Genomic DNA, 13,229 nt, shown 5'->3' on the forward strand with positions numbered 1-13,229 from the left:
CGGGCAAGCCCGCTCCCACATTTTGAACTGCGCCGTCAGCGGGTTTTGGGTTTCTTGGCAGTTTCCAACCGACGCAAATGGCAGGTCACTTCCTCACGGTCGTGGTACAGCTGCTTGCAGCCGATCTCCACGCGAATGCCGCGCGCCTTGAAACCGTCTTCGATGCGCTCCAACAAGCGCTTCACTTCGGCGTAACGCTGCTTCATCGGCAGCTTCAAGTTCACCACCGCCTCGCGGCAATGCCCCTCGCCGATCCAGGTTTCCAGCAGCGCGGCGTTACGCGCAGGCTTCTCGACGATATCGCAGACCATCCAGTCCACCGGCTGCTTGGGCACGAAGGTGAAGCCGTCTGCCATCAAATGCTGCACCAGGCCTGTGTCCATCAGGCTTTCAGCCATGGGGCCGTTGTCGATGGCAGTCACCAGCATGCCGCGGTTGACCAGTTGCCAGGTCCAGCCGCCCGGCGCTGCGCCGAGGTCGACGCCGGTCATGTCGCCGTGCAGGCGCTCGTCCCATTGGTCGCGGGGGATAAAGTGGTGCCAGGCCTCTTCCAGCTTGAGGGTCGAGCGGCTGGGCGCGTCACGCGGGAACTTGAGGCGCGGGATGCCCATCGGCCACATGGCCGAGTTGTTCGGCTCGGCCAGGCCCATGAACACTTCACGGCCGCTTTTGAAGGTCAACAGCAGGCGCGGCTTGCTCGGGTCATCCACCAGCTTGCCGGCGTTCAATAAAGCTTTGCGCAGGTGCACTTCGAATTTTTTGCAAAAGTTCGAGAGCTCCTTGCCGTCGTTGGTGTCGACCATTTCCAGCCACAGGCTGCCGCACACCGGGAAACCCTGCAGGTGAGCGAGGATCACGCTGATGCGGTCAGTTTCCGGCAGGTCGATGAATACCCCGCGCGCCCACTGCCTTGGGAAGATCAGCTCGGCAAAGCGCTGGCCGTGCATCAGGCGCTGGGCGCCGTCTTCTTCGGTGCAGACAAATTCGGCGCAAGCGCTGCCGGTCTTGGCCTTGGCGTAGCCGGAAACGTTCAGGCGCGCAGCGTGCTCCGCGATCTCGGAACAGACTTCGCCTTCAAAACCCGGACGGCAGTGCATAAAAAGGGTGTTCATTGAATCTCCTGGCAACTGGGCTTGCTGTAGCGCAAGTCCTGTCATGAAAACGCGCGCATGATAGCCGAGTTCGGAACCTTGGACTTAACGATAGAGTCCAGTTATTAGCCTGCTAATGAAAACAGGGCTAAGTTGAAAGCTCTGTTCGTCCCGTCAGGTCCGTAGCCGTGCGGACCATAAGGAGTCATGTAATGTCATCCCTTGATAGCCTGAGAACCCTTAAAACCCTACAGATCGACGACAAAACCTATCACTACTTCAGCTTGCCCGAAGCCGCCAAGAGCCTGGGTGACCTGGATAAATTGCCCATGTCCCTCAAGGTGCTGCTGGAAAACCTGCTGCGCTGGGAAGACGACAAGACCGTCACCGGCGCCGACCTCAAGGCCATCGCCGCCTGGCTCAAAGAGCGCCAGTCCGACCGCGAGATCCAGTACCGCCCGGCGCGGGTATTGATGCAAGACTTTACCGGTGTGCCCGCCGTGGTCGACCTGGCCGCCATGCGCGCCGCCGTGGCCAAGGCCGGTGGCGACCCGCAGCGTATCAACCCGCTGTCGCCGGTGGACCTGGTGATCGACCACTCGGTGATGGTCGACAAGTTCGGTAACGCCGACGCCTTCGAGCAAAACGTCGACATCGAGATGCAGCGCAACGGCGAACGCTACGCCTTCCTGCGTTGGGGCCAGAGCGCCTTCGATAACTTCAGCGTGGTGCCACCGGGCACTGGCATCTGCCACCAGGTCAACCTCGAATACCTCGGCCGCACCGTGTGGACCAAAGACGAAGACGGCCGCACCTACGCCTTCCCCGACACCTTGGTCGGCACCGACTCCCACACCACCATGATCAACGGCCTCGGCGTACTCGGCTGGGGCGTGGGCGGGATCGAAGCGGAAGCCGCGATGCTCGGCCAGCCGGTGTCGATGCTGATCCCCGAAGTGATCGGCTTCAAGCTCACCGGCAAATTGAAGGAAGGCATCACCGCCACCGACCTGGTACTGACCGTGACCCAGATGCTGCGCAAAAAAGGCGTGGTGGGTAAATTCGTCGAGTTCTACGGCGATGGCTTGGCCGACCTGCCCCTGGCCGACCGCGCGACCATTGCCAACATGGCCCCGGAATACGGCGCCACCTGCGGCTTTTTCCCGGTGGATGAAGTAACGCTGGACTACCTGCGTTTGTCCGGCCGACCTACGGAAACCGTAAAACTGGTCGAGGCCTACACCAAGGCGCAGGGCCTGTGGCGCAACGCTGGCCAAGAGCCGGTATTCACCGACAGCCTGGCGCTGGACATGGGCAGCGTCGAAGCCAGCCTGGCCGGGCCAAAACGCCCACAGGACCGCGTGTCGCTGCCAAATGTCGGCCAAGCATTCAGCGACTTCCTCGACCTGCAATTCAAACCCACCAACAAGGAAGAGGGCCGCCTGGAAAGCGAAGGTGGCGGCGGGGTTGCCGTGGGCAATGCTGACCTGGTGGGCGAAACCGACTACGAATACGACGGCCGCACTTACCGCCTGAAAAACGGTGCCGTGGTGATCGCCGCGATCACCTCCTGCACCAACACCTCCAACCCCAGCGTAATGATGGCGGCCGGGCTGGTGGCGAAAAAGGCCGTGGAAAAGGGCCTCACCCGCAAGCCATGGGTAAAAACCTCGCTGGCCCCGGGCTCCAAGGTGGTCACTGATTACTACAAGGCAGCAGGCCTCACCCAATATCTGGATAAACTTGGCTTCGACTTGGTGGGTTACGGCTGCACCACGTGCATCGGCAACTCCGGGCCGTTGCCCGAGCCGATCGAGAAAGCCATCCAGAAGGCTGACCTTGCCGTAGCGTCGGTGCTCTCCGGCAACCGCAACTTCGAAGGCCGCGTGCATCCGCTGGTCAAGACCAACTGGCTGGCGTCACCGCCCCTGGTCGTGGCTTATGCCCTGGCCGGCACCGTACGCATCGATATCAGCAGCGAGCCGCTGGGTAACGATCAGGACGGCAACCCGGTGTACCTCAAGGACATCTGGCCGAGCAGCAAGGAAATCGCCGACGCGGTGGCCCAAGTCAGCACCGGCATGTTCCACAAGGAATACGCCGAGGTGTTTGCCGGTGACGAACAGTGGCAAGCCATTGAGGTGCCACAGGCCGCCACCTACGTGTGGCAGAAGGACTCCACCTACATCCAGCACCCGCCATTCTTCGATGACATCGCAGGTCCCTTGCCGGTCATCAAGGACGTCCAAGGCGCCAACGTGCTGGCCCTGCTGGGCGATTCGGTCACCACCGACCACATCTCCCCCGCCGGCAACATCAAAACCGACAGCCCTGCAGGCCGTTACCTGCGCGAACAAGGCGTGGAGCCACGCGACTTCAACTCCTATGGCTCACGCCGAGGCAACCATGAAGTGATGATGCGCGGCACCTTTGCCAACATCCGCATCCGCAATGAAATGCTCGGCGGCGAGGAAGGCGGTAATACGCTGTATATCCCTACCGGCGAGAAAATGCCGATCTACGACGCCGCGATGAAATACCAGGCTTCGGGCACGCCGCTGGTGGTGATTGCCGGCCAGGAGTACGGCACAGGCTCAAGCCGTGACTGGGCGGCCAAAGGCACCAACCTGCTGGGTGTGAAGGCGGTGATTGCCGAGAGTTTCGAACGGATTCACCGCTCTAACCTGGTGGGCATGGGCGTGTTGCCGCTACAGTTCAAGCTGGATCAGAACCGCAAGTCGCTCAAGCTGACGGGCAAGGAGAAGGTCGACATTCTTGGGCTGACGGACGCAGAGATCGTGCCGCGCATGAACCTGACGCTGGTGATTACGCGGGAGGACGGCAGTACAGAGAAGCTAGAGGTGCTGTGCCGGATCGATACGTTGAATGAAGTGGAGTACTTCAAGGCGGGGGGCATCCTGCACTATGTACTGCGCCAACTGATCGCGTCCTAAGCAACACTGCAAATCAAATGTGGGAGCGGGCTTGCTCGCGAATGCGGTGTATCAGTCAAGTATGTATCGACTGACACTCCGCATTCGCGAGCAAGCCCGCTCCCACATTTTTGACCGCACTCCGATCAGAACAACCAGCGCCACAACAGCACCAGCACGACTACCGCCAGCACCGGCCGGGCAATCCGGTAGGCCTTGGGATGCTTGCGCTTCCACTGCTTGACCACACCACTGAACGTGTCGCTGAAGGTCTTGCTCCAGGCATACGCCTGGTTGATCCCGCCAACCCGCTCGTCATCCAGGTTCTGCGGCGCCGTCGCGCGGCCCAACTGCTTGCTGACCCAGCGATTGACGCGGGTCATCACGCGGTTGCTCAGCGGCCGCTCAATGTCGCAAAACAGAATCACACGGGTCTGCTCGGTTTCGTTCTTGACCCAGTGCACGTAGGTTTCGTCGAACATCACGTCGTCACCGTCGCGCCAAGCGTATTCCTCGCCATCAACAAAGATCCGGCAGGCGTCGGAATTCGGCGTGGACAACCCCAGGTGGTAACGCAGCGAGCCGGCAAACGGGTCGCGATGCGGGTTGAGGTGGCTGCCGCCCGGCAACAGCGCAAACATCGCGCCCTTCACGTTAGGAATGCTGCTCACCAGTGCCACGGTTTTCGGGCACAGTGCCTCGGCCGACGGCAGGGGTTTGTCGTACCACTTGAGGTAGAAACGCTTCCAGCCCTTCTTGAAGAACGAACCGAAGCCGGCGTCGTTGTTCTTTTCGGCAGCGCGGATGTAACCCTCGTCGAACAGGTGCATGGCCTCTTCGCGGATCACTTCCCAGTTGTCCTTGAGCACGTCCAGTTCCGGGAACTTGCTGCGGTCCAGGTAAGGTTTGGACGGCACCGCCGAGAACAGGTACATCAAGGCGTTATATGGGGCGAACAGCGCCGAATGGTTGACGAATTGGCGCAACATCGGCAAACGGGCCTTACCGCGCAGGTGCACATACAGCGTGCTGCCAATAAACAACAGCAACACCGACAGTTTGGCGGCCAAAGAAAAGGTCATGCAGCAACTCCTGGAAATAAGCGCCTGGCCAACAGCAGACGTAGCAGCCGGCCATGATAAACATTTGGGCCAGTATGCAGAAGGCCTAGCTCACCTGCGCTGATTCACATCAAGCCTGGTTTTCTTGTTCGGTAAACAAATCGCTGAACAGCATGCTCGACAGGTAACGCTCACCGGAGTCCGGCAGAATCACCACGATCGTCTTGCCTTGCATTTCCGGCTTCTCGGCCAGGCGCACCGCCACGGCCATCGCGGCGCCGCAGGAGATGCCGCACAGAATCCCTTCTTCCTGCATCAAGCGCAGGGCCATGGCTTTGGATTCGTCGTCGGTGACCAGTTCCACGCGGTCGACCATCGACAGGTCGAGGTTTTTCGGCACGAAACCGGCGCCGATGCCCTGGATCTTGTGCGGGCTCGGCTTGATCTCTTCACCGGCCAGCGCCTGGGTGATCACCGGCGACACGATCGGCTCGACGGCCACCGACAGAATCGGCTTGCCCTGAATGTTCTTGATATAGCGCGACACGCCGGTGATGGTGCCGCCGGTCCCCACGCCCGCGACCAGCACGTCCACGGCGCCATCGGTGTCATTCCAGATTTCCGGGCCGGTGGTTTTTTCGTGGATCGCCGGGTTCGCCGGGTTTTCGAATTGAGCCGGCATGAAATAAGTGGCCGGATCGTTGGCGACGATTTCGCCAGCCTTTTCGATAGCGCCCTTCATGCCCTTGGCCGGTTCGGTCAGCACCAATTCTGCCCCCAAGGCCTTAAGCACTTTGCGCCGCTCGATACTCATGGACGCCGGCATGGTCAACAGCAATTTATAGCCACGGGCAGCGGCGACAAACGCCAGGCCGATGCCGGTGTTGCCGGAGGTGGGTTCGACAATGGTCATGCCCGGCTTGAGTTTGCCGTTGCTTTCAGCGTCCCAGATCATGTTTGCGCCAATGCGGCATTTCACCGAGTAACCCGGGTTACGCCCCTCGATCTTGGCCAGAATGGTCACGCCACGCGGTGCGATCCGGTTGATCTGAACCAGGGGCGTGTTACCGATGGAGTGCGCGTTGTCTGCAAAGATACGGCTCATGACGGGTCCTATTTGGCAGTTTCCAGAAAGGACCAAGGGTATGCCTCACCTCTCGAAGCGTCCAGTCGGAGGAACGTTGGCGCATTCAAAACAGTCAATCTCCTAACTGTCAGGAGATCTGCACCATGAAACGTCGTTACAGTTGGCCGCTATGGACCGTCGCCGGGCTGGTGGTGGTACTGGTTGCCTTGAACATCGCGCTGCCCTATCTGGTGCGCAACTATTTGAATGAAAAGCTCGCCGACATGGGTGACTACCGTGGCGAAGTCACCGATGTGGACTTGGCGTTGTGGCGCGGAGCCTATCGCATCAATGGCCTGAAGATCGTCAAGGTCGACGGCAAGGTGCCCGTACCGTTCGTCAACGCGCCGTTGATCGAATTTGCCGTGAGCTGGCACTCGTTGTGGTACGACCATGCGGTGGTCGCCGAGGGGCATTTCGTCAAGCCGGAGGTCAACTTCGTCGACGGCGGCGCCAACAAGCAGGCGTCACAGACGGGTAAAGGCACCGACTGGCAGGAACAGTTGAGCAAACTGCTGCCGATCACCCTGAATGAAATGCGCATTGAAGACGGCAAGATTTCGTTCCACAACTTCAATTCCAAACCGCCGGTGAACATCAACGCCACCTCGGTCAACGCCAGTTTCTACAACCTCACCAACGTGGTGGACGTCAAAGGCAAGCGCGACGCACGCTTCGAAGGCAAGGCCTTGCTGCAAGGCCAGGCGCCACTGGAGGCCACGGCGACGTTTGATCCGCTGAGCGACTTTGAAGAATTCGAGTTTCGCTTCCGCGCCCGCGACCTGCAGCTCAAGCGCATGAATGACTTCGCCTCGGCCTACGGCAAGTTCGACTTCAAGGCCGGCACTGGCGACGTGGTGATCGAAGCCCAGGCCGAAAAAGGCCAACTCACGGGTTACATCAAACCGCTGCTGCGCAACGTGGAAGTGTTCGACTGGAAGCAGGACGTGGAGAACAAGGACAAGAACATCTTCCGCTCGATCTGGGAAGCCGTGGTCGGCGCCAGTGAGACGGTGCTGAAAAACCAGAGCAAAAACCAGTTCGCCACCCGCGTCGAGCTCAGTGGCAGCGTGCACCAGCAGGATGTCAGCGCGTTCTCGGCCTTTATCTCGATTTTGCGTAATGGATTCATCCAGGCATTCAATGCGCGATATGAACAGCCCAAGCCCTCAGCGGATTAGGCCTGACTGACCATTCAGAGACTGAATAGCCCGTCTGCGTTCACAGTCGCCGGGGCTGCGCGGTATAGTCCGGCCATTGATGAATTCGAGGAAATACCGATGAAGTTCGAAGGCACCCAGGCCTACGTTGCCACCGACGACCTGAAACTGGCCGTCAACGCCGCCATCACCCTGGAGCGGCCGCTGCTGGTCAAGGGCGAGCCTGGCACGGGCAAGACCATGCTTGCCGAGCAACTGGCCGAATCCTTCGGTGCCAAGCTGATCACCTGGCACATCAAGTCCACCACCAAGGCCCATCAGGGCCTCTACGAGTACGACGCGGTCAGCCGCCTGCGCGACTCGCAACTGGGCGTGGACAAGGTGCACGACGTGCGCAACTACTTGAAGAAGGGCAAGCTCTGGGAAGCCTTCGAGTCCGAAGAGCGGGTAATCCTGCTGATCGATGAAATCGACAAGGCCGACATCGAGTTCCCCAACGACCTGCTGCAAGAACTCGACAAGATGGAGTTCTACGTCTACGAAATCGACGAGACCATCAAGGCGAAGAAGCGCCCGATCATCATCATTACCTCCAACAACGAAAAAGAGCTGCCGGACGCGTTCCTGCGCCGCTGCTTCTTCCATTACATTGCCTTCCCCGACCGCACCACCCTGCAAAAAATCGTCGATGTGCACTACCCCGACATCAAAAAAGACCTGGTCAGCGAAGCGCTGGACGTGTTCTTCGACGTGCGCAAAGTACCCGGTCTGAAGAAAAAACCGTCCACCTCCGAACTGGTCGACTGGCTCAAACTGCTGATGGCCGACAACATCGGCGAAGCCGTGCTGCGCGAGCGCGACCCGACCAAGGCCATCCCGCCGCTGGCCGGTGCGCTGGTGAAGAACGAGCAAGACGTGCAGTTGCTGGAGCGTCTGGCGTTCATGAGCCGTCGCGGTAATCGCTGATGCTGCTCAACCTGTTCAACGAGATGCGCGCCGCCAAGGTGCCGGTGTCGGTGCGCGAGCTGCTCGACCTGATCAACGCGCTGAAACAGCGCGTGACCTTCGCCGACATGGACGAGTTTTACTACTTGGCCCGGGCGATATTGGTGAAGGACGAGCGGCATTTCGACAAGTTTGACCGCGCCTTCGGTGCGTATTTCAACGGCCTGGAAAAACTCGACGACCACCTGCAGGCACTGATCCCCGAAGACTGGTTGCGCAAGGAGTTCGAACGCTCGCTGAGCGATGAAGAGCGCGCGCAAATCCAGTCCCTCGGCGGCCTCGACAAGCTGATCGAAGAATTCAAGAAACGCCTGGAAGAACAGAAGGAACGCCACGCCGGCGGCAACAAGTGGATTGGTACCGGCGGCACCAGCCCGTTCGGTTCCGGCGGCTACAACCCCGAGGGTATTCGTGTCGGCGATGCCGGCAAGCGCCAGGGCAAGGCGGTGAAAGTCTGGGACCGGCGCGAATACAAGAACCTCGACGACCAGGTCGAACTGGGCACGCGCAATATCAAGATCGCCCTGCGCCGCCTGCGCAAATTCGCGCGCCAGGGTGCGGCGGAAGAGTTGGACATCGACGGCACCATCGACCACACCGCCCGCGATGCCGGGCTGTTGAATATCCAGATGCGCCCGGAGCGGCGTAACACCATCAAGCTGTTGCTGCTGTTCGATATCGGCGGCTCGATGGATGCCCATGTGAAAATCTGCGAAGAGCTGTTCTCCGCGTGCAAGACCGAGTTCAAACACCTGGAGTACTTCTACTTCCACAACTTTGTGTACGAATCGGTGTGGAAGAACAACCTGCGCCGCACGTCCGAACGCACGTCAACCCAGGACCTGCTGCACAAGTATGGCGCTGATTACAAAGTGATCTTTATCGGCGACGCGTCGATGGCGCCGTATGAGATTACCCAGGCGGGTGGCAGCGTTGAGCACTGGAATGAAGAGCCGGGGTATGTGTGGATGCAGCGTTTCATGGCCAAGTACAAGAAGCTGATCTGGATTAACCCGTATCCGAAGGACACCTGGGGGTATACGGCGTCGACGGGGATTGTGCGGGAGTTGGTCGAGGATCAGATGTATCCGTTGACCCTGCGGGGGTTGGAAGAAGGGATGCGGTTTCTCTCCAAATAGGCGGCGTATTCACCGACGCCATCGCAGGCAAGCCAGCTCCCACAGGAGAATGCATTCCAACGTTGAAATGCATTCAAATGTGGGAGCTGGCTTGCCTGCGATGCTGTTAGCACTCTGCAAAACGCTGCAAAAAGTCGATGTGCTGCCGATGCGCCGTCTCCTGCACGACCGGCGCCAACCTCACCTTCTCCCCCGGCAAACACTGCGCCAGCCGCGCCAGCGACAGCGGCGTCAACGCCCCCAGGCGCGGATACCCCCCAATCGTCTGCCGATCATTAAGCAACACAATCGGCTGCCCATCCGGCGGCACCTGGATCGCCCCCAGCGGAATCCCCTCGGAAATCAGCGACGGCCCTTGATACTGCAACGGCGTGCCCAGCAAGCGCATGCCCATGCGGTCAGCACGACTGTCGAGGGCCCATTCGGTGTTGAACGCGTCGAACAGGCTTTGGCCGCTGAACTGGCCGATCTGCGCGCCGACAATCACGTCCAGCGGTTTACCGGATGGCCCCTCCGGGGCACTCAGCACCTTCATTGCACCGCCTGTACCGGAATAGGCCAAGCGCCCGCCTTCGGCCAGCGCCTTGCCAAAACCGTCTACCCCGCCCAATTCCTCGCGCACAACGGTGGCGCAGCTGCCGAGCACATCCGGCGCATCAAACCCGCCCGGTGCTGCCAAGTACGCCCGCGCCCCACTGAAGGGCTGGGTGAAGCGCAAACGCTGGCCCTTTTGCAGGATAAAACTGCGGCCGGGGCTGATAGCGCGCTCGTCGACATACGCGCCCAGGTCCGCACCGGCCAGAGCCAGCAGGCAATAATCCTCGGCTTGCACGGTAAGGCCGCCGAGGGTGATTTCCACCACTGGCGCGTCCAGTGCGTTGCCCAGCAGCCAGTTGGCCCAGGACATCGACACCCAATCCAGCGCGCCGCCCTGGGTCACGCCCAAGTGGCGCACGCCAAAGCGACCGGCGTCCTGCAGCAGGCACAGCGGCGTGCTGGCCTCGATGATCAAGCGACTCATGCCTGCGCCTCCAACGGCGTGTCATCGCCACCTAATTTGATGAATTGGGCGTGATCGACCGGTTCAAAACGTACGGTGTCGCCCGGCTGCATCAGGCTGTAGCCGTCGCGATCGCGGTCGAACAGCTTGGCCGGGGTGCGGCCGATCAGGTTCCAGCCGCCCGGGGATACCACCGGGTAGGCGGCAGTTTGCCGTTCGGCGATGCCCACGCTGCCGGCTGCCACGCGCTTGCGCGGGGTGCTGAGGCGTGGCGTGGCGAGGATTTCATCCACCAGCCCCATAAAGGCAAAGCCAGGCGCGAAGCCAAGGGCGAACACCTGATATTCGTGGGCACTGTGGCGGCGGATCACGTCGTCGATGGCCAGCCCGCTGCGCTGGCTGAGCAAGGTCAATTCCGGGCCGACGCTCAGGTCGTACCACACCGGCAGCACGTGGCGCTGGCCGCCGCCCTGGGCTTGCGGTTGCAGGTCGGTGAGGGCGTGAGTGATCAGCTCCCGTGCCTGGGCTGGGCTCAATGCGCAGAGGTCGTAATGCACCATCAAGGTGGTGTAGGACGGCACCAGGTCCACCAGTGCCGCGCCAAAAGCGCTGCGCAGGCGCTGCGTAGCCGCGAGCATCCACGGCATATTGGCTTCGGCGATCACATCGAACAGACGCACCATCAGGCCGTCAATGGCCACCACTTCAATCCGTGGCTTCATGCTGGTTTCAACGCCTCGCGGATGCGCTGTACCGCCGCGACCGAACTGGCGTTGTCGCCGTGCACGCACAGGGTATTGGCCTGTAAGACCAGCGGGCTGCCGTCGCTGGCGGTGAGTGCTTCGCCACGGGAAATGGTCAGGGCCTGCTGCACGATGGTCTCGGAATCGTGGTGCACCGCGCCGGGCAACTGGCGGGACACCAGATGGCCATTGTTGTCGTAGGCCCGGTCGGCGAAGGCTTCGAACCACAGGGTCACCCCATATTCGTTACCCAACGCCTGGGCCACGCTGTTGTCGCGAGTGGCCAGCAGCATCAGCGGCAGCTCGCCATAAGCGGCGACGGCCTGGATCACGGCGCGCAACTGCACAGGGTTGGCCATCATGTCGTTGTACATCGCGCCGTGGGGTTTGACGTAGCTGACCCGCCCGCCTTGCGCCCGGCAGATACCTTCAAGGGCGCCGATCTGATAATGCAACAGGTCCTGGATTTCCTGCGGCGTGTAAGCCATGGAGCGACGGCCGAAGCCTTGCAGGTCCTGGTAGGCCGGGTGCGCGCCGATTTGCACGCCGTGCTTGAGCGCCAGGCTGACGGTTTTGCGCATGATGCTCGGGTCGCCGGCATGAAAGCCGCACGCCACGTTGGCGCAATCAATGAACGGCATGACCTCGGCGTCCAGACCCATGGTCCAGTTGCCGAAGCTTTCGCCAATATCGCAATTCAGTAGCAAGCGGCTCACGGTAGGTGCTCCTGTAGGCTTTGTTTTTTTGTAGTGTGGGATTTTTTACGCAGAACTCGCAACTTGTCCTGACACCCCAACGGCGCTTATCGTGGAATAGCTCGATTTTTGGCGCTGGCCCGGTGCGGCGTCCAACTAATAAAAACCGATCCATGCATAAGAAAAAGTTGATCCCATGAATTTGAAGTTCCTCGAAACCTTCGTCTGGGTGGCCAAGCTCAAGAGCTTCCGCCTGACCGCCGAGAAGTTGTTCACCACCCAGGCCTCGATCTCAAGCCGCATTGCCGTGCTGGAAAGCGAGCTGGGGGTGAAGTTGTTTCTGCGCGACTCTCGCGGCGTGAGCCTGACCCCGGAAGGCTTGAAGGTACTCGATTATGCCGAGCAGATGATGGTGACGATGCAGGGGTTGAAGCAATCCCTGGAGACCACCAGCAGCAAGGTCGGGCGCATCCGCATCGGCGCCATGGACACGGTGATCCACACGTGGCTCAGCCCGCTGGTGGCGGAACTGATGGACCATTTCCCATTGGTAGAAATCGAATTGGTCGCCGATACCGCGCTGAACCTCAGCGATCAGCTGCAAAAAGGCTTTCTCGACCTGATCCTGCAAACCGACCTGCTGCGCCTCGAAACCGTACGCAGCCTGGAGCTTGCCAGCCACCCCATGGCCTGGATCGTCGCCAGCCAGTCGATCTACAACCGGGATTACGCCTCCCTCGCCGAACTGGCCCAGGAGCGCATCATCACCTACTCGAAAAATTCCCACCCGCACCAGGACGTCATCAGCCTGATGCAGGCCAACGGCGTGGCCGCGCCGCGGATGAACTGCGTGAACTCGGTGTCGGCGATTACCCGCTTGCTGCGCGATGGCTTTGGGATTGGCGCGTTGCCGCCGGTGCTGGTCAGCGAAGAGCTGGCGCGCGGGGAATTGGTGATGTTGCCGATGGCGCAGCGCTTGCCGAACTTGCAGGTGGTGGTGTCGTGGCGCGTGGGGGTGGAGTTGGTGGAGGAGATTGTGGGGTTGTGTCAGAAAGTCGTTGCCCGCTATGCCGGGGTAGTCGGCGAGGAGCGGATGGTGCTGGCTCAACTCGATTAAAACTGTGGGAGCTGGCTTGCCTGCGATAGCCATCGGTATCTACACATTCTAAATGTGATATCGCGTAGCAGCTGTCGAGCCTTGGCGAGGCTGCGTTTGCGGTCTGTCTGATACACCGCTGACGCAGCCTCGCCAAGCTCGACAGCTGCTACGCAGAGA

The 13,229-nt window shown here is 60.6% G+C and carries 11 protein-coding genes; 5 read left to right on the top strand and 6 right to left on the bottom strand.

The genetic code is table 11. The annotated features are described in order from the left end of the window. Positions 1-35: 35 nt before the first annotated feature. Positions 36-1,112 carry a 23S rRNA (cytidine(2498)-2'-O)-methyltransferase RlmM gene (gene rlmM / locus BFP95_RS16690; RefSeq protein WP_065874825.1) on the bottom strand — a complete coding sequence of 359 codons (1,077 nt, stop codon included), beginning with the start codon at positions 1,110-1,112 and terminating at the stop codon, positions 36-38. Between the two features lie 191 nt (positions 1,113-1,303). Here rlmM and acnA point away from each other — a divergent pair, with 191 nt between their 5' ends. Then, positions 1,304-4,045 (top strand): aconitate hydratase AcnA, encoded by a 2,742-nt coding sequence (gene acnA, locus BFP95_RS16695; protein ID WP_065882175.1) that lies wholly within the window; start codon positions 1,304-1,306, stop codon positions 4,043-4,045. 125 nt (positions 4,046-4,170) lie between these two features. Here the strand turns inward: acnA and BFP95_RS16700 are convergent, their stop codons facing one another. After that, positions 4,171-5,106 (bottom strand): aspartyl/asparaginyl beta-hydroxylase domain-containing protein, encoded by a 936-nt coding sequence (locus BFP95_RS16700; RefSeq protein ID WP_065874823.1) that lies wholly within the window; start codon positions 5,104-5,106, stop codon positions 4,171-4,173. 109 nt (positions 5,107-5,215) lie between these two features. Further along, complete coding sequence (gene cysK, locus BFP95_RS16705) at positions 5,216-6,190, bottom strand: cysteine synthase A (RefSeq protein ID WP_065874822.1); 975 nt, start codon at positions 6,188-6,190, stop codon at positions 5,216-5,218. Between the two features lie 125 nt (positions 6,191-6,315). Here cysK and BFP95_RS16710 point away from each other — a divergent pair, with 125 nt between their 5' ends. The 3 genes from BFP95_RS16710 (at position 6,316) to BFP95_RS16720 (ending at position 9,515) form a co-directional block, all read left to right on the top strand. Continuing rightward, a complete protein-coding gene (locus tag BFP95_RS16710; RefSeq protein WP_049709445.1) occupies positions 6,316-7,392 on the top strand; it encodes a DUF748 domain-containing protein in 1,077 nt (358 codons plus the stop codon). Positions 7,393-7,491: 99 nt separating this feature from the next. After that, entirely contained in the window at positions 7,492-8,337 is an 846-nt protein-coding gene (locus tag BFP95_RS16715) for an AAA family ATPase (RefSeq protein ID WP_003210690.1), read from the top strand. Beyond that, complete coding sequence (locus tag BFP95_RS16720; protein ID WP_065910452.1) at positions 8,337-9,515, top strand: vWA domain-containing protein; 1,179 nt, start codon at positions 8,337-8,339, stop codon at positions 9,513-9,515. The genes BFP95_RS16715 and BFP95_RS16720 overlap by 1 nt, the downstream gene beginning before the upstream one ends. 106 nt (positions 9,516-9,621) lie before the next feature. On the opposite strand, the gene BFP95_RS16725 is transcribed toward BFP95_RS16720, so the two are convergent. The 3 genes from BFP95_RS16725 to BFP95_RS16735 are packed head-to-tail and all read right to left on the bottom strand — an operon-like array spanning position 9,622 to position 11,974. Beyond that, positions 9,622-10,536 (bottom strand): 5-oxoprolinase subunit C family protein, encoded by a 915-nt coding sequence (locus BFP95_RS16725; RefSeq protein WP_065910453.1) that lies wholly within the window; start codon positions 10,534-10,536, stop codon positions 9,622-9,624. Further along, a complete protein-coding gene (locus tag BFP95_RS16730; RefSeq protein WP_065874820.1) occupies positions 10,533-11,237 on the bottom strand; it encodes a 5-oxoprolinase subunit B family protein in 705 nt (234 codons plus the stop codon). The genes BFP95_RS16725 and BFP95_RS16730 overlap by 4 nt, the downstream gene beginning before the upstream one ends. Then, complete coding sequence (locus tag BFP95_RS16735) at positions 11,234-11,974, bottom strand: 5-oxoprolinase subunit PxpA (protein WP_065874819.1); 741 nt, start codon at positions 11,972-11,974, stop codon at positions 11,234-11,236. The genes BFP95_RS16730 and BFP95_RS16735 overlap by 4 nt, the downstream gene beginning before the upstream one ends. Positions 11,975-12,149: 175 nt before the next feature. On the opposite strand from BFP95_RS16735, the gene BFP95_RS16740 reads away from it, so the two are divergent. Then, on the top strand, positions 12,150-13,070 hold the full coding sequence (locus tag BFP95_RS16740; protein ID WP_065874818.1) for a LysR family transcriptional regulator: 921 nt from the start codon (positions 12,150-12,152) through the stop codon (positions 13,068-13,070). The last annotated feature ends 159 nt before the right edge of the window (positions 13,071-13,229 follow it).

Source organism: Pseudomonas sp. 58 R 12 (assembly GCF_900005865.1).
In the GTDB taxonomy this organism is placed as follows: Bacteria; Pseudomonadota; Gammaproteobacteria; order Pseudomonadales; family Pseudomonadaceae; genus Aquipseudomonas; species Aquipseudomonas tritici.

Coding starts and splice junctions, on each gene's coding strand:
- rlmM (WP_065874825.1), bottom strand. CDS start 1,112: ATGAACACCCTTTTTATGCACTGCCGTCCGGGTTTTGAAGGCGAAGTC.
- acnA (WP_065882175.1), top strand. CDS start 1,304: ATGTCATCCCTTGATAGCCTGAGAACCCTTAAAACCCTACAGATCGAC.
- BFP95_RS16700 (WP_065874823.1), bottom strand. CDS start 5,106: ATGACCTTTTCTTTGGCCGCCAAACTGTCGGTGTTGCTGTTGTTTATT.
- cysK (WP_065874822.1), bottom strand. CDS start 6,190: ATGAGCCGTATCTTTGCAGACAACGCGCACTCCATCGGTAACACGCCC.
- BFP95_RS16710 (WP_049709445.1), top strand. CDS start 6,316: ATGAAACGTCGTTACAGTTGGCCGCTATGGACCGTCGCCGGGCTGGTG.
- BFP95_RS16715 (WP_003210690.1), top strand. CDS start 7,492: ATGAAGTTCGAAGGCACCCAGGCCTACGTTGCCACCGACGACCTGAAA.
- BFP95_RS16720 (WP_065910452.1), top strand. CDS start 8,337: ATGCTGCTCAACCTGTTCAACGAGATGCGCGCCGCCAAGGTGCCGGTG.
- BFP95_RS16725 (WP_065910453.1), bottom strand. CDS start 10,536: ATGAGTCGCTTGATCATCGAGGCCAGCACGCCGCTGTGCCTGCTGCAG.
- BFP95_RS16730 (WP_065874820.1), bottom strand. CDS start 11,237: ATGAAGCCACGGATTGAAGTGGTGGCCATTGACGGCCTGATGGTGCGT.
- BFP95_RS16740 (WP_065874818.1), top strand. CDS start 12,150: ATGAATTTGAAGTTCCTCGAAACCTTCGTCTGGGTGGCCAAGCTCAAG.